This is a genomic window from Halomonas sp. BDJS001 (assembly GCF_026104355.1).
Lineage (GTDB): Bacteria > Pseudomonadota > Gammaproteobacteria > Pseudomonadales > Halomonadaceae > Vreelandella.
The window spans coordinates 1,714,669-1,736,076 of record NZ_CP110535.1 but is presented as its reverse complement, the minus strand read 5'-3'; the positions used below and the strand labels follow the sequence as shown (position 1 = coordinate 1,736,076).

Annotated in this window: 22 protein-coding genes; 8 read left to right on the top strand and 14 right to left on the bottom strand. The window is 54.7% G+C overall.

Annotation, left to right across the window (positions count from 1 at the left end; all coding sequences use genetic code 11):
• The first annotated feature begins 8 nt into the window (after window positions 1-8).
• Window positions 9-752, top strand: coding sequence for a carboxy-S-adenosyl-L-methionine synthase CmoA (cmoA, locus tag OM794_RS07855; RefSeq protein WP_226249701.1), 744 nt, complete (start codon window positions 9-11; stop codon window positions 750-752).
• 2 nt (window positions 753-754) lie between these two features.
• Window positions 755-1,765: a tRNA 5-methoxyuridine(34)/uridine 5-oxyacetic acid(34) synthase CmoB gene (gene cmoB, locus OM794_RS07850; protein WP_226249700.1), complete on the top strand. Its 1,011-nt coding sequence runs from the start codon at window positions 755-757 to the stop codon at window positions 1,763-1,765.
• A gap of 19 nt (window positions 1,766-1,784) precedes the next feature.
• Here cmoB and OM794_RS07845 read toward each other — a convergent pair whose 3' ends face one another.
• The 4 genes from OM794_RS07845 to OM794_RS07830 form a co-directional block, all read right to left on the bottom strand.
• Complete coding sequence (locus OM794_RS07845; RefSeq protein WP_088698501.1) at window positions 1,785-2,459, bottom strand: zinc metallopeptidase; 675 nt, start codon at window positions 2,457-2,459, stop codon at window positions 1,785-1,787.
• A gap of 143 nt (window positions 2,460-2,602) precedes the next feature.
• Window positions 2,603-3,721 (bottom strand): App1 family protein, encoded by a 1,119-nt coding sequence (locus OM794_RS07840; RefSeq protein ID WP_226249833.1) that lies wholly within the window; start codon window positions 3,719-3,721, stop codon window positions 2,603-2,605.
• On the bottom strand, window positions 3,721-4,284 hold the full coding sequence (locus OM794_RS07835; protein WP_088698499.1) for a type 1 glutamine amidotransferase domain-containing protein: 564 nt from the start codon (window positions 4,282-4,284) through the stop codon (window positions 3,721-3,723). The genes OM794_RS07840 and OM794_RS07835 overlap by 1 nt, the downstream gene beginning before the upstream one ends.
• A gap of 109 nt (window positions 4,285-4,393) precedes the next feature.
• Window positions 4,394-5,308: a helix-turn-helix transcriptional regulator gene (locus OM794_RS07830; protein WP_226249699.1), complete on the bottom strand. Its 915-nt coding sequence runs from the start codon at window positions 5,306-5,308 to the stop codon at window positions 4,394-4,396.
• A 171-nt stretch (window positions 5,309-5,479) separates the two neighbouring features.
• Between OM794_RS07830 and OM794_RS07825 the strand changes: the two genes are divergently transcribed.
• Genes OM794_RS07825 through OM794_RS07815 form a run of 3 tightly spaced genes read left to right on the top strand, consistent with a single transcriptional unit; the run spans window position 5,480 to window position 7,775 of the window.
• Window positions 5,480-6,184, top strand: a complete 705-nt coding sequence (locus OM794_RS07825) for an ABC transporter permease (protein ID WP_088698498.1) — start codon at window positions 5,480-5,482, stop codon at window positions 6,182-6,184.
• Window positions 6,181-6,912, top strand: coding sequence for an ATP-binding cassette domain-containing protein (locus OM794_RS07820; RefSeq protein WP_226249698.1), 732 nt, complete (start codon window positions 6,181-6,183; stop codon window positions 6,910-6,912). The genes OM794_RS07825 and OM794_RS07820 overlap by 4 nt, the downstream gene beginning before the upstream one ends.
• A gap of 53 nt (window positions 6,913-6,965) precedes the next feature.
• The gene (locus OM794_RS07815) at window positions 6,966-7,775 is read left to right on the top strand and encodes a substrate-binding domain-containing protein (protein WP_226249697.1); all 810 of its coding nucleotides are present in this window, start codon (window positions 6,966-6,968) and stop codon (window positions 7,773-7,775) included.
• A 69-nt stretch (window positions 7,776-7,844) separates the two neighbouring features.
• Here the strand turns inward: OM794_RS07815 and cysN are convergent, their stop codons facing one another.
• From cysN to OM794_RS07785, 6 genes are all read right to left on the bottom strand, one after another.
• Window positions 7,845-9,287, bottom strand: coding sequence for a sulfate adenylyltransferase subunit CysN (gene cysN, locus OM794_RS07810; protein ID WP_226249696.1), 1,443 nt, complete (start codon window positions 9,285-9,287; stop codon window positions 7,845-7,847).
• Between the two features lies 1 nt (window position 9,288).
• Window positions 9,289-10,281 (bottom strand): sulfate adenylyltransferase subunit CysD, encoded by a 993-nt coding sequence (cysD, locus tag OM794_RS07805; RefSeq protein WP_226249695.1) that lies wholly within the window; start codon window positions 10,279-10,281, stop codon window positions 9,289-9,291.
• A gap of 161 nt (window positions 10,282-10,442) precedes the next feature.
• Window positions 10,443-11,207, bottom strand: coding sequence for a phosphodiesterase (locus OM794_RS07800; protein ID WP_226249694.1), 765 nt, complete (start codon window positions 11,205-11,207; stop codon window positions 10,443-10,445).
• Window positions 11,207-11,653: a DUF1249 domain-containing protein gene (locus OM794_RS07795; RefSeq protein WP_226249693.1), complete on the bottom strand. Its 447-nt coding sequence runs from the start codon at window positions 11,651-11,653 to the stop codon at window positions 11,207-11,209. Before OM794_RS07795 ends, OM794_RS07800 begins: the two co-directional genes overlap by 1 nt.
• Window positions 11,654-11,655: 2 nt before the next feature.
• On the bottom strand, window positions 11,656-12,390 hold the full coding sequence (locus OM794_RS07790) for an NUDIX domain-containing protein (protein ID WP_226249692.1): 735 nt from the start codon (window positions 12,388-12,390) through the stop codon (window positions 11,656-11,658).
• Between the two features lie 72 nt (window positions 12,391-12,462).
• Entirely contained in the window at window positions 12,463-13,122 is a 660-nt protein-coding gene (locus tag OM794_RS07785; RefSeq protein ID WP_226249691.1) for a hypothetical protein, read from the bottom strand.
• Window positions 13,123-13,305: 183 nt separating this feature from the next.
• On the opposite strand from OM794_RS07785, the gene greB reads away from it, so the two are divergent.
• Window positions 13,306-13,836, top strand: coding sequence for a transcription elongation factor GreB (gene greB, locus OM794_RS07780; RefSeq protein ID WP_226249690.1), 531 nt, complete (start codon window positions 13,306-13,308; stop codon window positions 13,834-13,836).
• An 11-nt stretch (window positions 13,837-13,847) separates the two neighbouring features.
• On the opposite strand, the gene OM794_RS07775 is transcribed toward greB, so the two are convergent.
• From OM794_RS07775 to OM794_RS07760, 4 genes are all read right to left on the bottom strand, one after another.
• Window positions 13,848-14,576, bottom strand: coding sequence for an SIMPL domain-containing protein (locus OM794_RS07775; protein WP_226249689.1), 729 nt, complete (start codon window positions 14,574-14,576; stop codon window positions 13,848-13,850).
• 152 nt (window positions 14,577-14,728) lie between these two features.
• A complete protein-coding gene (locus tag OM794_RS07770; protein ID WP_226249688.1) occupies window positions 14,729-15,733 on the bottom strand; it encodes a methyltransferase in 1,005 nt (334 codons plus the stop codon).
• Window positions 15,730-16,569, bottom strand: a complete 840-nt coding sequence (locus OM794_RS07765) for a methyltransferase domain-containing protein (RefSeq protein WP_226249687.1) — start codon at window positions 16,567-16,569, stop codon at window positions 15,730-15,732. The genes OM794_RS07770 and OM794_RS07765 overlap by 4 nt, the downstream gene beginning before the upstream one ends.
• A 35-nt stretch (window positions 16,570-16,604) precedes the next feature.
• Window positions 16,605-18,122, bottom strand: coding sequence for an amidase (locus OM794_RS07760; RefSeq protein WP_226249686.1), 1,518 nt, complete (start codon window positions 18,120-18,122; stop codon window positions 16,605-16,607).
• A 352-nt stretch (window positions 18,123-18,474) separates the two neighbouring features.
• On the opposite strand from OM794_RS07760, the gene OM794_RS07755 reads away from it, so the two are divergent.
• On the top strand, window positions 18,475-20,205 hold the full coding sequence (locus OM794_RS07755; protein WP_226249685.1) for an HD domain-containing phosphohydrolase: 1,731 nt from the start codon (window positions 18,475-18,477) through the stop codon (window positions 20,203-20,205).
• A gap of 100 nt (window positions 20,206-20,305) precedes the next feature.
• Window positions 20,306-21,322, top strand: a complete 1,017-nt coding sequence (locus OM794_RS07750; RefSeq protein WP_226249684.1) for a substrate-binding domain-containing protein — start codon at window positions 20,306-20,308, stop codon at window positions 21,320-21,322.
• The last annotated feature ends 86 nt before the right edge of the window (window positions 21,323-21,408 follow it).

Below are 21,408 nucleotides of genomic sequence, written 5' to 3'. Positions count from 1 at the left end.
GCTTGCCCATGAGTGATGCATCTTACCGTGACGCTATCTTTTCGACACCCCTTGACCGAGTTGCGCGGTTCTCGTTCGATGAAAAGGTGGTCGCCTGTTTCCCTGATATGATCCGCCGATCGGTACCCGGCTATGGGCAAATTCTCGGCATGTTGAGCTTAATTGCCCAGCGACACCTGCGCCATGGCGCCCATGTCTATGATCTGGGCTGTTCGCTGGGCGCTTCCGGCCTTGCACTGGCGGGCGCGCTGCCGCCTGATGCTTTTCGCTACACAGGGGTCGATCTCTCTCCCGCCATGGCCTCTAAAGCACGGCAAACCTTTGCTGACGAGTGCCCAGCGTACGCCATGCAGGTTGAAGAAGCCGACATTCGTACCCTGGAGTATGCGCCTTCGGGTATGATCATTCTCAATTTTACGCTGCAATTTCTACCTGCGGCAGACCGTGATGCGCTATTAACCCGGCTGTATGCAGCGCTGGAACCCGGCGGCGTGCTGATTCTCTCGGAGAAGACCGTCGACGCAGACGAGCGCGACAACGCTTGGCGGGTAGAGCGCTACCACGACTTTAAGCGCGCCAACGGATACAGCGACCTGGAAATCAGCCAAAAGCGCACGGCACTGGAGAACGTGCTGGTGCCGGACACGCTGGACGCACTGCATGGGCGTCTTAAGCAAGCCGGATTTCCACGCTCAATGACATGGTTTCAGTACCTCAACTTTGCCTCGCTAATTGCGTTTAAGGAGGGTTAAAGGTGGCGCCGCTATCCGATGATCATCGCGCAATTTATCAGGCGTTTTTAGATCAAGCCACGCTTGATGCCTCGCTAACATCCTGGCTAGCGAAGCTTCCCGAGCAGTTAGCTCACGGGCTTGACCGTAACCGCCATGGCGATTTATCCGCCTGGGAAAAAGCCGTGGCCAAGCTTCCAGCGTTGCCCGCCGAGCGACGCGTGGATTTAAATAGCGACACCGTCAGCGTTGATCTTGATCTTAGCGATAGCCAGCAGCGCCAGTGCTTTAACCTGCTAAGAAAGCTCGCCCCCTGGCGTAAAGGCCCTTTTCAACTGGGCGGCATTCATATTGACACCGAGTGGCGCTCAGACTGGAAGTGGCAGAGAGTAGCGCCGCATCTGGCGCCGCTAAAATACCGTAAGGTGCTCGACGTGGGTGGCGGTAGCGGTTACCACGCTTGGCGGATGGCAGGTGCTGGCGCGGCCTTTGTATTGGTGATCGACCCTTCGCCGCGCTTCTACTGGCAGTTTCAGGCGGTACGCCACTTCGTCGGCGATGCTGACGAGGGCAGAACGCAGTTTTTGCCAGTAGGCATCGAAGATGTGCCAGAAAACCTGGGCTTTTTCGATACGGTATTTTCCATGGGCGTGCTCTATCATCGCCCTGCCCCGTTGGAACATCTACAGCAGCTAAAAGCCGCGTTAGTTCCAGGCGGCGAGCTAGTGCTGGAGACCCTGGTAGTCGAAGGCGACGAGCAGACCGTATTTGTGCCCGGCGAACGTTACGCAGCCATGCCCAACGTCTACTTCCTACCCTCTTCCAAAGCGCTATGCCACTGGCTGGAACGCTGTGGTTTTACCAATGTGCGTGTCGTGGACGAAGCCGCTACTACGTTAGAGGAGCAGCGATCGACGGAGTGGATGACCTACCAGTCGCTGGCGGATTTTCTTGACCCGAATGATCGCAGCCGCACTATTGAAGGCTACCCTGCACCGCGGCGGGCGGTGATTTTGGCGAATAAATCGGGATAGGCACTGCACGCTTTCAAATTCACCGCCGCAAAATCACCAGCCAGCGCCCCAGGTTCATAACACTGGCAAGTGAGGCGGCTACGTAGGTAAAGGCGCAGGCGGTGAGTACGTGGCGGGCGCCGGGCATATCGTAAGGCGGGACGTACTCTTTCAATAGCGGCAGCGCGCGGTTAAAGCTGGCATCGAACTCGACCGGCAGGGTCACTAGATGCACCAATGCGGCGGTGCCAAAGCTAATGACGGCGATAGCTATCACTATCGCCAAACCACCCGGCAAACGCGTTAGTAGAAATAGAAAAGGCGCGGCCATCATCAGTATAGCGCCGAGTTTTTCGGCTTTTTGCGCCACACCCACTAACCGGCTGCGCGCCAGCAGCGGTGCATAACCCTGATAGTGCTGAATAGCGTGGCCTACCTCGTGGGCAGCGACGGTGACGGCGGTTAGCGAACGGCCGTCGTAATTATCCGGGGAGAGCCGCACGCAGCGGGTTTCCGGGTCGTAGTGGTCACCGAACTCGGTGCGCTCGACACTCGCTCCCTCAATACCCAGTCGGCGCAGCAAATGATCGGCAAGCTCTGCCCCAGTGCCAGGATAATCGTCACGACCACGAGTATGGCGTTTGAGCACCCACTTGGCCCATGCATTGGGAAGCACAAAAACAACCAGTGCGAAAATGATCAGCAGAACAACCATGGCAGTCTCTATCCATCAACAACCGCCGTTAGACAACCGACGGTCAACAGTTTTTCTCAGCCTAGCGCTTATCAGATGAGTGCTTATCAGCTTAGCTTTTACCATGGGGGCTGGCTTGGCAACAGCGTTGTGTGAGGGTGGGGTTATGCAGGCGTGTTGCGATGCTCCTCCACGTCGCGCTTGACCGCCGCTAAGCCGTGGGCAGAGATATCGCCCTGAGCGTGGGCATGCTCGGCAATCAGAACGCTATCGGCGGCTAACACCAGTTCACACTGGGTACCCACCAACTCATCCCGCAACCGCTGGATAGCCTGCTCACGCTTGGGGTTTTTATCCACCCGGCGGATATAGATGGCTTTTATCCGGTCAGGGTAGGCTTTCACGATCTCGAAATAGACTTCTGGATCGTGCTGACCGCTGTCGCCGATCAGAATGCAGGGCATCTCGCTGTAGAGGGTCAACATGCGGTCGATCAGATCACGCTTGTGCTCTTCGGCACGCCGCGGCCATGGGCGGCGCAACGAGATACCCCACTCGCGTAAAAAAATAATCGGCCCAACGGGAATGCGGTTGATCTGAAAAAAGGTTTCGAGCATTTCGTAAATGGCCCAAGGCCCCCGGGAAACATACAGAATGGGCCGTTCGGCGCGCTCACTCACGCCACGATGCAGTGCTTGATAGAGCGAGGCCACTCCAGGGAAAGCGGTGCGGCGGTGGGGTTTTTTGACAAATAGGCGATAAAGCATTTTGAGCTTTTCCGCCACGCCGGTAAACATCACGGTGTCATCGATATCGCTGATCACCAGCAAATCTGCTTCGGGAGGCGGTACGTATACTTCAACGTGAGTGCGCACTGGGGTTTGATGAGGGCAGTGCACCAAAATATCGGCGCGGTGCCAGGAGACATCAATGGGTAGCGCGTGACTGATCGGCAGGTGCACATCGAAATAGCCATCGCGATCCGTCCCCACGCAGAGCTGATTGTCGCCGATGTGTATTTCCACCTGCGCATCGGCAAGGCCACGGCGCAAAATTCGCCGCGCTACATCTGCGGTATCGCGCCACATGCCATGGCGTGGGATCGCCCGGCCAAGCGCCGCCTGGCGAAACACCCTCCCCATAACAAATATTTCCTGCTGGGAACCGTAGCCACGGTAGGGATGAACCACCATGCCACCGCGGCCACTCTCTCCTTTAATAGGTTTGGCAATAACGTGGACAAGCCTTTTAACAAAGCTTGCCCACTGGCGCAGTATGCCCATCAAGCGTGTTGACCGGAGTGACGCCCTTCCTGAAGCTCTTCAAGTAACTTGGCATTGAAGGCATCCAAGTCTTTCGGTGTGCGGCTGGTCACTAGCCCACTATCAACGACGACAGGCTCATCCACCCATTCAGCACCAGCATTGAGCAGGTCTTGTGCAACGCTAGGAACGGAGGTCATACGACGTCCTTCCACTACGCCTGCATTGATCAATATCCATGGGGCATGACAAATCGCTGCCACGGGCTTACCTGCTTGGAAAAACGCCTTTACAAAGCTTAATGCCTCGTCGTTGGTGCGCAGCTCATCGGGATTGAATAAGCCACCAGGCAGTACCAACGCGTGGTAGTCAGACTCATTGACATCTGAAAGGGCTTTATCAGCTTCGTAGGTATCACCCCAATCGGTTTCCGCCCAAGCCTTAATCCCCTTGCCATCGGGAGTGACCACATGAACCTCAACGCCCTCTTTCTGCAGCGCGGCACGCGGCACGCTCAACTCAGACTCTTCAAAACCAGCGGCGGCTAAAATAGCCACTCGTTTACCATTCAGTGCTTGTTTCATCATGCTCTCCTTTTCGTGATGATTTGCGTCTGTAACGCTCCACTAGTGTGGCGCATATAGTAACAGCGTCAAGCTACCCTGCTAATGAATCGAGGCTATCGGCTCTGCGCTAAGCGTTATGTACTATCTTACCTATTTCAGCGAGATTATAACCACCTAACTGTGCTGCACGCTCCGCAAAGCGGGCTTGATGCGCAAACGCCAACAGACGCTGTATAGACGGCTCGAAATAGCTGCGCCGCCGCATGATTAAATCAAACGGCTCCTCGCAAAGGGGAATGAAGTCCAATTGCTGGCGCTGGGCAGCGGCTTCAACCCCCAGCCCAACATCGGCCTCGCCCTGACCAATGCTGAGCGCCAAATCATCCTCGTTTAAGGAGGCGTGTGGGGCCCAGTTCAGCGCCGTGCTGCCTATCCCTGCTTGGCTTAGCAAACAGCTCAGCAGCCTTGCTGCCCCAGCATCTGGCTGACGATGGGCCACACGAACGCCGGTTCGTTTTAAATCACTCAGCCTGGTGATCTTCAGCGGATTGCCAGCGGGCAAAAGCAGCCCCTGACGACGCTTGGCCCAGCGCACTATCAATAGATCACGCATGCCGCTTAAGCCGAGTGCATCGGGTTCGTTGTAGCGTTGGGTGGAAGCATCGAGCAGATGAATACCCGCTAACATCGCCTTGCCGTCAAGCAATCGCCGTACGCCGTCGCCACTGCCTTGGCAGAGCATCGCCAGATCAGAGCCACTTTCCCGAATAGCCCACTCCAACAGAGGATCCTGACTACCAGCCACCACGAGCGGCACTGTTAAGCGCTGCGCCTGATCACCTTCCAAGTGATTCAACACCCATAGGTCTATTTGCTGGCGGGGAAACAGCAGCTTTCCCGTTATCCGGCTGCACGGAATCTGACCTTGGCGCACCAGGTCATACACTTTGCGCTCTTTTAAGCGCAGGTAGTCAGCGACTTCTGCGGTAGTCAAATAAGTATGTCGTTCAAACATCGCGATGGAGACCTCATTGCGCGGCACACCGCTGCCCCTTGTTTAAGACTGCATAAAACTGCACTAATTTCAGGCCTGGGTGCATTTAGTCCCTTTACGGTACATCATGCCACTTATTGCGCAATTGTTTTTACACGCCAATTCTCAAACAACAGCTCTCAAACAACCGCTCCCAAACAACAATGATGCCGACGCTCAATGCTGACCAGTGACAACGCTTTTAGTACCGCCCTCGCCCTGATCCTGGGTATGGATAGTGCGCTCATCTCCATTGTAACGCTCTCGCTGCAGGTATCGCTGATGGCGGTAGTGATCGCCAGCCTGATAGCTCTACCCTTAGGCGCCGCCCTGGCGCTATGGCGCTTTCCTGGACGTAACGTCGTGATTGTGGCCCTGAATGCTCTAATGGGCTTACCGCCCGTCGTGGCAGGTCTTTGTGTCTACCTGTTGCTTTCGCGCGCAGGCCCCCTGGGCGAGTGGGGTCTGCTGTTTACCCCCACGGCCATGGTGATCGCTCAGGTGATTCTGGTAATGCCCATTATCGCCGCCCTTACCCGCCAGCAGGTCGAGGCGCTCCACGGCGAGTATGCCGAACAATTGAACTCATTGGGGCTGACGCGCCTGCGTATGATCCCCACCCTGCTATGGGATGCGCGTTTTGGGCTATTAACGGTCATCCTGGCAGGCTTCGGCCGCGCCAGCGCAGAAGTGGGCGCGGTAATGATTGTGGGCGGCAATATCGATGGTGTCACCCGGGTGATGACCACCAGCATTGTGCTGGAAACCAGCAAGGGCAACCTGCCCATGGCGCTAGGCTTGGGGATCATCCTGCTCGCCCTGGTCACCATGATTAACGCGATCGCCCATATCATTGGCGAAACGGCGAAAAGGCGGCTGGGATGAATGCACGCCATACGCCCCCCGTCGCTCCCCTTGAACTCGATAGCGTGGGCTTCATCCATCGGGGCCACACGTTGCTTAAGCCCACCTCACTGCGTCTGGCGGGCTGCCAGCGAACGCTGATTATGGGCCCCAACGGCGCAGGCAAAAGCCTGCTTATGCGCTTGGCCCACGGCCTATTAACGCCTACCAGCGGCACGGTTCGTTGGCAAGGCAGCCCACCGGCTCAAGCGATGGTGTTCCAGCGCCCTGTGCTGCTGCGCCGCTCAGCGCTGGATAATCTCACCTATGTGCTGGCCATCAACAAAGCAGCACGTCCAGAGCTGACTACATTACCCCGAAAAGCCCAGGCGATGAGTGCCCTTGAGAAGTTTGGCTTAGCACACCTAGCCAAACGGCCTGCGCGGGTGCTTTCCGGCGGTGAGCAGCAGCGTTTGGCGTTGGCGCGGGCCTGGCTGCTCAACCCCCAAGTACTGTTTTTAGATGAACCCACCTCGGCACTCGACCCTGCGGCCATCAAGGCCGTCGAAGATGCGGTACGGGAGTTTCATCACAGCGGTACTCGTATCGTCATGACCACCCATGATTTGCACCAAGCACGCCGTTTAGCCGATGACATTGTATTTATGCATAACGGGGAACTGCTCGAACACACTCCTGCCCACGCTTTTTTAACCGCCCCCACCTCGCGTGAAGCGGAGGCATTTATTCGCGGCGAACTGGTGTGGTAACGCTGAGATCAAGTAGCACTGACATTGAAGGATCATCCTTAAGGAGCAAGAAAATGAATAAGACCTACGCACTGGTTGTCGCAGGCAGCCTGGGACTGACCATCAGCGGCACGCTCATGGCGGCGGATGACTATATTACCCTGGCCTCCACCACCTCTACCGAAAACTCAGGCCTGTTTGACGCCATCATCCCCGCCTTCAGCGAAGAGACCGGAATTGATGTACGCGTGGTCGCCGTGGGTACGGGCCAGGCGTTCGAAATTGGCCGCCGCGGCGATGCGGACAGCCTGCTGGTTCACGACACCGCCGGTGAAGAAAAATTTGTCGCTGATGGCTATGCCACAGAACGCTTGAATGTAATGTACAACGATTTTGTGATCGTTGGCCCGAGCGATGACCCTGCTGGCATTAGTGACAGCGAAACCGTTATTGATGCCATGCAGCGCATTGCCGAGAGCGAGTCCCCCTTCGCCTCACGCGGGGACGATAGCGGCACGAACCGCGCGGAATTGCGCTTGTGGGAAGATGCCGGGGTTACGCCACAGGGTGAGTGGTACCGCGAACTGGGTAGTGGTATGGGCCCCACACTGAATACCGCCGCGGGTATGGACGCTTATACGTTTACTGACCGCGCCACCTGGGTCGCCTTTGACAACCCACAAGACCTTACCCTGCTGTTTGAAGGCGATGAGAGATTGTTTAACCAGTACGGTAGCCTGCTACTCTCAACCGAGCGCTTCCCTCACCTAAAGCACGATCTCGCCGCCCAGTGGCATGAGTGGTTGGTTTCCGAACAGGGACAGCAAGCGATTGCGGATTATGAAGTGGATGGCCAGCAGCTGTTTTTCCCTAACGCTGAGTAATATTTGCAAGCCCCCCTATAGCAAAACGGCACGCCTTAAAGGCGTGCGTTTTGCTTTAAGTGATGACATTTAGCGGTTAAACAAGCCGCTAATATCTTTCGCTTCCCAGTGGGGAAAATGCTTACGTACCAAAGCATTCAGATCGCGCTCGAAGGCCGCCCAGTCGGTCGTTGGGGATGTGGTTGTCGCCTCACTCGCAGTACCGCGGATCATACCGGCGCCTACGGTAACGTTGGTCAGCCGGTCAATGATGATAAAGCTACCGGTACCTGGGCTGGTGCGGTAATCATCCACCGGAATCGCAGCGGTCAGCTCCACGTCGCAACGGGCAATGGCATTTAACCCCAGCGAGTGAGTGGCATGTTTTTCCAGGGTGTTCACGTCGATTTGGTAATCAATCGTACTTACCTGGCCGGAAAGATCCCGGGTCGCCAGTTTGAAATCGTAGAGCTTGCCCGGCGTTAACTCCTCTTCCTGCATCCAGACAATATCGGCTTTAAAGGTGTTGGAGAGCGGCAGTTCGCTATCCGCCGCCACCAGCCAATCGCCACGGGAGATATCGATCTCATCTTCCAGGGTTACCGTGATGGCCTGACCGGGATAAGCGGCTGCAAGGTCGCCATCAAAAGTAACTATTCGTTCTACACGGGATGTTTTACCTGAAGGCAGTGCTTTAACGGCTTGGCCAGGACGCAATACACCCGCGGCCAAAGTGCCGCAGTAACCGCGAAAATCAAGGTTCGGGCGGTTCACGTACTGCACCGGCAAGCGCAGATCGCTGAGGTTTTGATCGCGGGTGATCTCGACACTCTCTAATAGCTCGATCAGCGTTTTACCCTGATAACCATCGCTAAAATACCAGGGCGTCTGTTCGCTGCGATTGACCACGTTGTCGCCATTCAGCGCTGACATCGGCACAAAGCGAATATCCGGCGCCTGCAGGTTAGTGGCAAAGGCGCGGTACTCATCGACGATCTCGTTAAAACGCTGCTCGGAGAAGCCCACCAGATCCATCTTATTAACCGCAATCACCAGGTGCTGAATACCCAGCAGGTCGGCAATAAAGCTATGGCGGCGCGTTTGGGTCTGCACGCCGTAGCGGGCGTCGATCAGAATAATCGCCAGGCTGGCGGTTGATGCGCCGGTGGCCATATTGCGGGTGTACTGCTCGTGCCCAGGCGTATCGGCGATAATAAACTTGCGCTTGTCAGTGGAGAAAAAGCGGTACGCCACATCGATGGTAATTCCCTGCTCGCGCTCCGACTGCAGACCATCGACCAACAGCGCCAAATCAACGGTATCACCAGTGGTGCCGCTGGTTTTAGAAGCCTGGGTAATCGCCGCCAGCTGATCTTCAAAGATCATTTTCGAGTCGTGGAGCAGGCGGCCAATCAGTGTCGATTTGCCGTCGTCTACACTGCCGCAGGTAATAAAGCGCAGCAGGTCTTTGTTTTCGTGCTCGTGCAGGTACTGTTCGATATTGTCGGCAATTAAATTGGATTGGTGAGACATATTAAAAGTACCCCTCGCGCTTTTTCTTCTCCATTGAGCCCACTTGGTCGCGGTCAATGGCACGGCCACTGCGCTCACTGGTTCGGGTCAGCAGCATCTCTTGAATAATTTCCGGCAGCGTCGCCGCTTCGGACTCCACCGCACCGGTCAACGGGTAGCAGCCCAGTGTTCTAAACCGCACCGACTTCATTTCCGGTACTTCGCCGGGCGCCAGCGGCAGTCGGTCATCATCGACCATAATTTGCATACCGTCGCGCTCGACGATCGGCCGCTTGGCCGAGTAGTAAAGCGGCACGATGGGAATCGACTCTAAATAGATGTACTGCCAGATATCCAGCTCGGTCCAGTTGGAAAGCGGAAACACGCGGATCGATTCACCTTTATTGACCTTGGCGTTATACACGTTCCACAGCTCAGGGCGCTGATTCTTGGGATCCCAGCGGTGATACTTATCGCGGAACGAGTAGACGCGCTCTTTGGCCCGGGACGCCTCTTCATCACGACGCGCACCGCCGAAGGCGGCATCAAACCCATACTTATCCAGCGCCTGCTTGAGCGCTTGGGTTTTCATGATATCGGTGTACTTGGCGCTGCCATGATCAAAAGGGTTGATATTGGCGGCCCGCCCCTCTTCGTTGGTATGCACGATCAGCTCCATACCCGCCTCTTCAGCCATGCGGTTGCGGAACTCGATCATCTCGCGGAACTTCCAGGTGGTGTCCACGTGCATCAACGGAAACGGCGGTGTACCAGGATAAAAAGCCTTCCGCGCCAGATGCAGCATGACCGATGAGTCCTTGCCGATGGAGTACATCATCACCGGGTTAGCGAACTCGGCGGCGACTTCACGGATAATATGGATAGACTCGGCTTCTAACTGTTTGAGGTGGGTCAAGCGCGCGGCATCAGGGGTATTGAAAGCCTCCTGCTGTGGCGCGACAGAGCGTGTCGCTGAAGACCGCTCCTTTGAAGAAATAGTAGACAATTGGGTCATGGCCCCTTACCTCACAAGAACAAGCTCGTCACTTAAGCTAAAGAATATTGTATGTTCGAATGGAGGTAGGGTAACGCCGAGTTGATAATAACCCAAAAGAATTAATAACTATCTTTTTATTCCCAAATCACCTATCGAAGATTGCTAGTGCGATAAAGCGATTAATCGATGCGTTCAATCCAGCTCTGCCACTCACTTCCCAAGGCATCGCTCCACGCCAAATCGATTACCCGATAGCCAGGGCGGGAAGCTTCATCAATAGCGAACTGCTCAGCGCCGGGCAGGAACTGATCCGCCATTGCCGGGCAGCCATAAACATCGATAGTCACTTCACCTATGCCTATATCTGGGCCTAAAACATGGTGTTCGGCGTAGGCTTGGTGCGCGTGACCAAACAGGATGATGTTCACCTGCGGGTATCGGCTTAGCAGCTGCCAAAATGCATCGCGATCCTGTAGGCCAATAGCATCCATCCACACCGCGCCCACATCTACCGGCGGGTGGTGCATGGCAATCAGGGTGGGCCTGTCATCCTCCTCTAACTGCTCAGCCAGCTTGGCTAGCCGCTCGCTGCCCAGTTCCCCAAAAGGCTTGCCCGCTACCTGGGTATTGAGCAGCAGAATGCGCCACGCCCCCAAGTCCACTTGATCGACCAGCGGCCGTTCGGCCGCCATGAACTCGGGCTGATCGTGATTACCCGGCAGCCAGTACCAAGCGCAAGGCAACTGCTCCAGCGCCTGTACTGCCAGGGCGTAGGAAGCGGCTGACTCATCCTGGCTAATATCACCGGTAAACAGCACAATATCGGGCTTCTCGGCGACGACTGCGCTCAATACCTGCTGAAACTGTCGCCAGGGTATTCCCGCCCGGGAACGCGCTTCGATATCGGCGTAGAGATGAGCATCGGTAATTTGCACCACACGCATTAGGGTATCTCCGGCACATCGACGGTATGACCATGAGCAAGCCCATGAGCAAGCCATTCACCTAAGAAGCGGTTGAGCTGCAGCTTCTCATCCGGCTGATGCATTCTGGCGTTGGGATAGCGGTAGCGGCCATTAAAGTGGCGTTCGCGCTGAAAATCGGTGACTTCCGCCATGCGCACATCGTGATAGAGATGCACACGCATGCGCGGCCCCTCCAACACTGTATCAAGCGGGCCGGTCTGAGAAACATCCACCATGGTGGTGTAAGGTGCCTGCTCTTGAATATAGAGATGCAGATCACCGAAATAGTGTTTATCACCGCGCAGGGCGATATCACGACGCTGGCCGGCCTCCATATCGCCCACCAGGCGCACCAAACGCAGATAGTTGGCGCTGCACTCCCCTTGGAGCGATTTTAAATCGGTGACATAGGCCGTTCTCGCCATGTTCACTCCTTGTCTGTTTCGCTTTTCGTCGTTTCACTTTTCGGCAACGCTCGCTGAGAAGCGGCACGTAGTGAGGCTCGCTGGCTATTCAGCCAATGTAGACCAATTAACGACATGGCGTTGTCGAGCCGCCCCTGTGTTAAGAGTTCCCAGGCATTGGCAAACGGCATAACGTGAACACGAATATCCTCATGCTCCTCATCCAAGCCATGAATTCCCCCTAACCCATAGGTATCTACCAAACCACAAAATAGTGTCACCTGCTCGTTGCAGGCGCCCGGACTTGGGTAATAGGTATGAAGTTTGGTCAGCTCAGTCACTTTGCAACCCGCCTCTTCCCACGCCTCGCGACGCGCCACATCCTCCAGCGATTCACCTTTTTCTGCCAAACCGGCTACGAGCTCGAGCTTCCAGGGAGAAACGGCATCATCAATGGCGCCGGCACGAAACTGCTCAATAAGTACCAGCGCATCACGCTTAGGGTCGTAGAGCAGTACCCCCACCGCATCAAAGCGATTGTGCACTTCACGACGCATAGGCTCGCTCCAGCCGCCTTCAAACAGCCGATGGCGAAGCTCCAAGGCTTCCAGGCGGAAGAACCCCTGGTGGAGCGTTTCCCGTTTCAGCAGCTCAACATCATCGCGCTTGAAGTCAGGAATGCTAAGCGCCGTGTTTTTAAAAGGGGCGTTCTGAAAAGGGGGATTCTGAACAGATTCGTTCTTGGAGTTGGACGCCATAAGGCACTCCCAGTGGTGATAATCGCGCTATTATCAATGCTTGCCACCGGGAATGCCAATTCAGCGGAGGGATTACAGCTGATTAAGTAGCGCCTCGGCATCACGACGTAGCGCTTCATCGGAGACTTGCCGGTTGTCACGGGCAGTACCATTAACCGCACGCTGGGCGTGCTCGCGAGCGGCCTGCTCGTTGCCCTCTTCTTTCAGGAAAGCGGCATAGTAGTAGTTCACATCAATACCGTCTGGGCGGATTTCCAGGGCACGCTGGAACATGCGCTCAGCGGTATCGCTATTGCCAAAACCGAGTGGTCGCCCCGGTGCTCGGTCATATAGAGCACCGAGCGTCACGTAGGCAGAGCCATTCAACCCTTGGGGGTCAAGTTCAATTGCCTTTTCTAAGGCATCACGCGCATCGCCTGCGATGCCTAACGCGCCTAAACCGCCACGCTCCCGGGCATAAGAAGCCAGAATAATCCCTTGCCAGACAAGTACGTCAGCTTCATCACTGTGCTGCTCGGCCAACTGTTCCGCCTCACCTGCCAACGCCTTTAACGTGCGCTCCCGCTCGTTGGCGGGGAGTTCCGTCACGGTATGCTCCCATCTGTTTTTAAGCGAGAAGAGCTCACCTTCAAACGCAGAAGCGGTAAGCGGTGACAACATCAACGCGCTGCCAATAACGGCGGCGATGAATGAGCGTGGTAAAGCGTTAATTGAAAATGCGAGACTGCGCATAGTTACTCCTAAATTATTGTTGTCCTGCTGAAACCGTTCATGAGACCTACCCATAGCGGGCCTCTCGCTCAATATAGCAAAAAATGTAACGAACGTTTGAATGATTTACCACTAGCATGCTGCTTGGTTGCTTCGCGCAATTAACGTAAGGTAGATAGCTCGAAACATAAGGGGAATAGGTAAATGAAAGGCCGCAACATGACCCGCTGGCGCGATCCAGCCAAAGATCCGCGTCAAGCCCCTAAGAGCAACCTGATTACCCCAGAAGGGGCGGCTCGCTTGCGCGCTATTTTGGATCACCTGTCGCGGGTCAAACGTCCGGCTATTTCTGCCAAGGTCGGCGAAGCAGCCGCCCAGGGCGACCGCAGTGAAAATGCCGATTACACCTATAACAAAAAAGAGCTGAACCGCGTTATCGCCCGCATCACTTACCTGACAAAACGTTTGGATGAATTGCAAATCGTTGATCGCCTTCCCGCCGACACCAGCAAAGTGTTCTTCGGCGCCTATGTCAGCCTTGAGGATGAAAATGGCGGTGAGGTGCACCTCAGAATCGTTGGCCACGACGAAATCGATACCAAAAAGCGCTGGATCAGTATCGATGCCCCCATGGCCAAAGCACTGCTCGGCAAACAGGTGGGTGATGAAGCTAAAGTGCTCACGCCTAACGGTGATACGTTTTATACCATTACCACCATTGATTACACCGCCTAACCCTGGAAGAACTAATCTTGTAAGGCGTAGTCCACGGTGGTGACAACACGAACACGTTTGGTTTGCGGCGTGTAGCTGTCCAAGTCCTCGATGGAAAAGTAGCCCTGGGTCGCCTGACGAATCTGCCCCACTTGACTACCGGAGTCTTCAGCAAACTGCTGGGCTGCGTTGCGGGCATCCGCAGTAGCGGCCGCAATCATTTCAGGTTTGATCGCGTCAAGCCCGGTAAATAGAAACTCCGTGCGGTATTCGTAGCTGGGCGAGAGCAGTACCCCCTCTCGCACCAGAGAGGTCGCATTGGGAATCGCCTCGATGACACCCTCAACATCCGGTGAGCGCAGCAGCAGCGTCGCTTCCGCGCGGTAGCGCTCATCCGGGCGCTGGCCACCGTACTGATTGCTAAACTGGTCGGTAATCCGCGGCGGAGTGGAACTAACATGCTCCGAGGCAAACCCTTGCGCCTCCAGGAAATCGCGAATCGCCCGTTCGTCGTTGGATAACTGCTGCTCAAGATCGCTCAAGCTATTGGCGCTGACGCTGTAGTTGAAAGGCCACAGCACCAAATCCGCTGGCACTTCTCGCTCGGCTAAGCCGCGTACCGTGACGCTTCGTGACGACTGCTGCCACACTTCCGCAGCGCCCTTGATATAACTACCGCTCCATACCAACCCCAGCGCCAACAGCCCGCCCAGCAGAACAGCGCTACCCAATACCGCCGTATTTCGAGTACTTCCTGCCATTTACATCACTCCCGCTCACTACCGTTAAATTAACGACTACTTATTTGCATCCTAGCCCTTAACAAACATAGCCCTTAACAAACATAGCCTTTAAAGGTAAGGACGTCGGCAGCTGATTGTGGCAAGTTTGAGGAAATAGCTATGCGTTAGCTCTAACGCCCTGACTTAATCGCACCATAAACCTTGAAGCGGCGATTATCCGTCAGGGTCTGGAAATCCTGAAACGCCCGCTGCAAGTGGTCTGGATAGGGCAAAAAGCCATTGGCTACCAGGATTAACCGCCCGCCCGCATTGAGATGCTCTGGTGCCGCGCTGATCAAACGCTGGCTGGGGCCATAGCTGATATCACGCTCTTTATGGAAAGGCGGGTTGCTAACGATCCAATCAAAATGCTCACCTTCAAGCGCGCTGAACACATCGCTGCAGAGCACCCGCCCCTCTAGCCCATTTGCCGCCAAGGTGCGCTTACACGCCTCCACCGCAAAGGTGCTAATGTCCACCGCGGTCACCTGGTGGCCACGCTGGGCCAGCCAGGCGCTAATAATGCCGTCGCCGCAGCCCATATCCAGCACCTTAAGCGATTTTTTCGGCAAGCTACTTTCCAAGCTCTCCAACAGTAACAGCGTGCCTTCATCCACTTTGCCGTGGCCAAATACGCCCGGGTGGCTGAGTAGTGTTAAACCTAGCGTCTCAACCGTTTGCCAAGCGCTGTCGCTGGATGACGCCAACGCAACGGTATGTGTAGCGAATAGAGAGCAGCGCCGCGCGTTGTCACGCTTATCCCATGGCATACCCAGCTCTTCCAACATTTTGGGAACGCGTTTGATACCCCCTTGATGTTCACCGACAATTTCAATGGGTGTTCCTTCAGGTAGCTGCTCACATAACCACTTGAGCCACCAAATACCTAACTGGTGCGCCTTCGGCCAAAACAGCACAAGCTCTTTGCCGAAGGGCTTGTCACCCGTCAAATCAAAAGGCGTTCGGGCCTGCTTGCCTTTCGCCTGCCACTCACGCAGTACGTCAAAATCGCCGCTTACCACCCCCACCGTTTGATCAATCAGCCAGCCATCCACGGGGGGGCCAATCACCCACAGCGATGCGTAGTGATCTTTTTGGCGCTCTAACAGCTGGCACGCTGGGGCTTGGGCACTCATTCAACGATCTCCGGTTTAATTAAGGTATAAAGCAGGTAGCGCCCCAGCCGCCAGTGGGGGTCATGGCGACAGTACTGCTTCTCCAGTGCCAGCAGCGTTTCCGTTTCTGCGGGCGTGGCAGGGGGTTGACGCAAGTAATCTTGAAAGACGCGGATACCGGCGACTGCGTCTAACACTAAGCCGTTATCCGCACTCCACTGCTCAATCTCGGCGTGACTAACGGGCGAAATAGGCGTCAATCGCTGGCGTTTGCCCTTCCCTGCCAAACGATCACTCAGCGCCTTTTCAAGATTACCTTTGACCGCATTGGAGAAGCGCAGCGCATCGCGGTTAAACACCATCAAGCTGAGCTGGCCGCCTGGTGCCAATAAATCACTCAAGGTGGTCAGCGCCGCCTGGGGGTCACCTAACCACTCCAACACTGCATGGCAGGTAATCAGCGGCCATGGGCCTGGGGCATGCTGGGCTAACTGTTGCAGCGGCACCTGCAGGTAGGTAATGGCCCCTTCCGGTAACGTTTTAGCGTCCCGATGCCAGGTTTTGGCGTAGTTCAGCATATCCGCTGAAGGCTCAGCCATCGTTACCCGGTGCCCTCGCTCAGCCAACCATGCCGCCTGCTGCCCCAGGCCACCCCCCACATCGAGCGCTTTCTGGTGGCTCAAAGTAAGCATTTGCGGCAACAGATGGTTCAGCATGGCTAAACGCAGTTCGCCCCGCGGCGCTTGGTAGAGCGAACGCGAAAACTTATCGGCTAAACCATCAAAATAGCGATCGCCAGCCTGGGTTAATTCATAGCTTTTAAAGTCGGAATTTATCAATTTATCGTTGGGGTGCATGCAAAAGACCAAGCGTCGCATCAAAGCGGCGTAGTTTACCCTGCTTGCACGCGAAACGCCTGCTGGGGTAAGCAGTGCTGCCACTCATCGTACTGCTCCATGGCAGCAGCAAGCTGAAGCAACTGTTTGTCCTCCCCAAGGCGGCCCACCACCTGAACACCCACCGGCAAACCATTGGTGCCAATATGCATAGGCACTGACATGGCAGGCTGCCCGGTGAGATTGGCTAGCTGGGTAAACGGCGTACGGCTGAGCGCGTCTACCGCCAACCGTTTTAACATTCCCGCCCTCAACGCCAACGCTGGTAGCCCTGGAATTGCCAACAGCCCCATCATCCGCTCTCGCGCTTCTGAAGGGTATAGCTCGCCAATCTCTGGGGCTGAATCTGCAGTTACTGGCATCACCATGGCATCATAGCGCTGATGAAACAGACTCATCTGCTCGGCCGCCACATGCCAGTAACGTTTCGCCAGCTCATAGTCACGCGCGGAAAGCTTTGCTCCCAATCGACCAATGGCGCGGGTTGAAGGCTCAATAGCGAGCTTGCGGACTGGCACCCCGGTTTGCTGACTTACCCATGCAAGATCCGCGGCCAAATGGCCCAAGTAAAGGGTGAGATAACTATCCGCTAGCGCCTCTCCATCAACCGGGGGGTCACACCACTCGACCTCGTGCCCCATCGCTGCCAGCGCCTTAGCCGCCTTCTCAACCGCCAAGCGAACATCACAGCTTAATGTCGTTCCCAAGCCTCGGCTTAACGGCTCACCCAGCGAGACGGCAATGCGTAACGGTGGAGGCGGAACCGACAACGCTGCCACATAGCCGGTTTCCCTCGGCACCGGATAGGGCCCCGACGCCGCCATACCGTTGGTGTGTTCAAGGAGGGCGGCGCTATCGCGAACGCTACGCGTCACTGCATGCTCAATGACCGCACCTTGCCATACCTCACCATGAGCAGGCGCGAGGGGAACCCGGCCCCGCGAAGGCTTAAAACCAAACAACCCACAATAGCTGGCAGGAATACGAATAGAGCCTCCACCATCCCCGGCGAGGGCCATGGGTACGATTCCCCCCGCCACTGCTGACGCGGCCCCACCACTGGAGCCTCCAGGCGAGTACCCAGCCCGCCAAGGGTTTTGGGGGTGCGGATAAGCTTTCGGCTCAGTAATGCCCATCAAACCAAGTTCAGGGGTAGCTGTCTGCCCTACTATTACCAAGCCAGCGGCTCTTGCACGCTGAATCAGTAACGCATCTTCCTTGGGGCACCACAGGGATAGAGATGCGCTTCCGAAGGCCAGTGGCTCACCAGCTAGGCCCATCAACAGATCTTTACTTAAGGTGGGCACTCCGCCGAATAGGGTATCAGTCGGGAGTTTTTGACTCTCTTGTCGGGCACGCTCGTAACGCGTTCTTACCAAAGCATTTAATGAAGGATTAAGCTTCTCAATAGCCGTTAGGGCCGCTTCAAACACCTCCTCCTGACTGACTTCACGGCAACGGATTAGCTCGGCTAAGCCCATCGCGTCATACTGCTGGTACTCGTCAAGATGCATGTTAGTCGCCTTATATTTCTCTTAGCCTAGCAGCCAGAGCATGTCTACCTCCTCCCACCACTCCAGCAAAGCGGCGCCTAGTGACAGCATCGAACACGGGTAATTCCCTTAATGCTCAAAAGCGCTAGCCTACGCCCCGAAGGATAATGTCATTTATGCCCAAGCCATGAAAATAAAAAATCATCAAAACACACAAAAATATAAATAAAATTTATCGACTTGTGTTTGCAAATATTCCTGGAATGCTAGCTAATGTACTAAAATTATTGTAAATATTTCCTATAGGTGTTGATAAATACCAATAAAGAAAAATCACCTTTTCTTACAAAAACAATACAATGGTGGAATTAATATGCTTATTGACACAACCACTCAAAATACTATCAGCCAAATAATTAAATCGCTGTTCAATAAAGAACACACCATTACGATTTTTTCTAAGGAAGCTGCTCAATCCATTGAGGCGACAGCGATTAAAGTTGAGCCCGATAATAGAAAAATCACCTTAGAGATACAGTACGCGGGCCTTTCGCTCTCTCCTTACCTAAATAACGATACCATCTCGTTTGATATAGAGACTTCGCGACATGGGCATGATGCTGAAGAAATTTATAATATTGAGCATGTTCCTGCTCATATCATTCAAATAGGCACCCATACTTACCATCTAGAGTGCCAACTACCCAATTCCATCTTTTCTTCCGATAACCGTGGTGCCCTGAGAGTCCCTTTCGTGCTTGGCATGCACGCCCGTGTTTATCTCGAAGTGTTTGCCCACGAGCTCAATATTGAGGGAAAAGTGCGTAACCTTTCTGTGGGCGGCTGTATGGTGGATGTGCGTCTCGAAGATAGCATTGCGCTTGCTGTGGATCAGCTACTGCCAAGGGTAACGCTAAAATTTCCAAATGGAGAGGCATTTAATACCCAAGGACGCATACGTCATATGCGCCCGTTTGGCCATCACGGCCATGCCGCCGTTGGCATAGAGTTCCTTGATATGAGCCCGGCTTCAATGGAAACGCTCTTCCATTACGTTTCTGAAGCTGAATTCGAAGCCGCTCTACGCTCGGGCACGCAGCATAGCTCAAGGGCAAGGTCAAAACTGTTTATAGCCAATGCGCAAGAGAAAAAAATGCAGCATCAAGAAGAGCATGATCAACTTGTAAGTGCCCAGCATCCGCCCTTACTGCGGGGTGTACTCGAAATAGCTCAGCAGCTCCAAATCATGTTGATGTTTATGAAAAATAAACATTTATTACCCGATGAAATTTTATATGAGTGTGTAGATAGCATTCTGTATATGGTCAACCATGACCTCAAAGCCCTACAGTATGCGCTAACGTATTTGCACGATGAGCCAGAGTGGGTACGCCACGCTACCCAAGTCGCTAGCCAGCTCGCCATGATGCTGATTAGCCGTGACCCTTATGCCTACAAAACGCGGGAGGCAGTAGCGGGCGCCTTACTTCATACCATGGGTAAACCACTACTCATTAGTGAACAGTTACCCTCACTGAAAATCCACATGTCGCCGTCACACGCGGAGATACTCAAGCAGCATGTAGATGCCCTTAGCAAAAAACTTTCGGCTCTTGACTGGACACCCAGCCCAACGTGCAGCGACATTATTCTCAATGCAAACGAGCGGCTTGATGGCAGCGGCTACCCCAAGAGCATACAGGCAGAAGCGTTATCAGACGTTGTCCGTTTAATGAGTGTTATCAAAATAATCAACAAGCTGACCCATGAACGCAATGGACAGCACCCACAGCAACCTCTGGATGCCTACCGGTGGGTCAATAGCCGCCCTGAGGCGTATGAAAAGTCATTGCTGGTTGAATATATCCAACACTTTGGCCTCTACCCTATCGGTAGCCTGGCTAGGTTTTCAAACGGTTTTCTAGCCTGGATTGTAGATGTAGATGCAAAGGGGATGCCTTGCAAAGTAGACGTTGTTAAAAATTTGGCTTTTAAGGACACTTCCATTGATACAGTGCTGTCTAGTAACGATTTTAACCAGATTGGGCGACTAGAAGGCACGGTTAATCCAAGCGATTACAATGTGAGCATGAAAAAAGCATAACGAGGCTTAACCGTGCTCAACGACAACTATTCTCAAAAGTCGTTGCTAAGCCATATAGGATTGCTCAAAATGGAACCGATACCATTACCTTAAGTGGTTTATGCCTTCGATCTCCCGCCGTTCCACCATTATTGAAGTAGCCCGCCTCGCGGGTGCCTCTAAAACCAGCGTATCGCGCTATTTTGGCGAAGAGCGAGACCGGCTCTCGCCCTCTCTTCAGGCGCGCATCGCCCATGCGGCAGGCACCCTTGGCTACCAGCCGAATCAAATGGCACGCGGGCTAAAAGGGGGCCGCTCTAAATTAATAGGCATGTTAGTTGCCGATATCCGCAACCCATTTTCCGTTGCCATCACTCACGGTGTCGAGCAAGCGTGCCGCCAATACGGCTACTCGCTGGTGGTGTGTAATACCGACAATGACCCGGGCCAGGAGCACCAGCACTTAGACCTCCTTGGTGCGTACCAAGTGGAAGGGCTGGTGGTGAATGCCTCCGGCAGCCCCGAGCGCCAGCTGCACACCTTTACCCGCCAGGGTACCCCTATCGTGCTGCTGGATCGGGAAGTCGACCATGTGCAAGCAGAAGTGGTTGGACTCGATAACCACCTGGCCATTGATATGGCGCTCGAACACTTGTGCGTCCAGGGCTACCAAGCCGTGCTGTATGTTAGCGAAGCGCCAGAGCGGTCAAGCACGCGACAAAGGCGTTTGTCGCGATTTCACCAAGCTGCCGAACAGCGAGGCCTGCATCAAGCGACATTGCTGCTTGCCACCGCCAACGACAAGGCATCGCAGCAAACGCTAAGCGACTTTTTAACCGCCCAACAACAGCACGCTTGTGCCGTTTTGTGTGGTAACGGCAATGCCACCCTAGCGGTCACTCGCCTTTTTCAGCAGTTGGGCTTACCGCTTGGCAAGGTAGGCTTGATGGGAATTGATGAGCTCGATTGGTGCGCCTTGGTGCCTCCCGGTATTACCACGCTTGCCCAGCCCACCGATGTGATCGGCAAAACGGCGGTTGAGTGCTTAATGCATCGCATTGCGCCACATACATCGGCGCTGCCGACCACGCTAAGTTTTGCCCCCACCCTGATTGAACGAGGCTCTACCCAGCGCTAATTTTTAAGTCACCGCTAGAAAAGAGTCGCAAAAATGGTATCGTTCCCATTGAATGATAATAAACAGCACAAAGACAGCATAAAGAG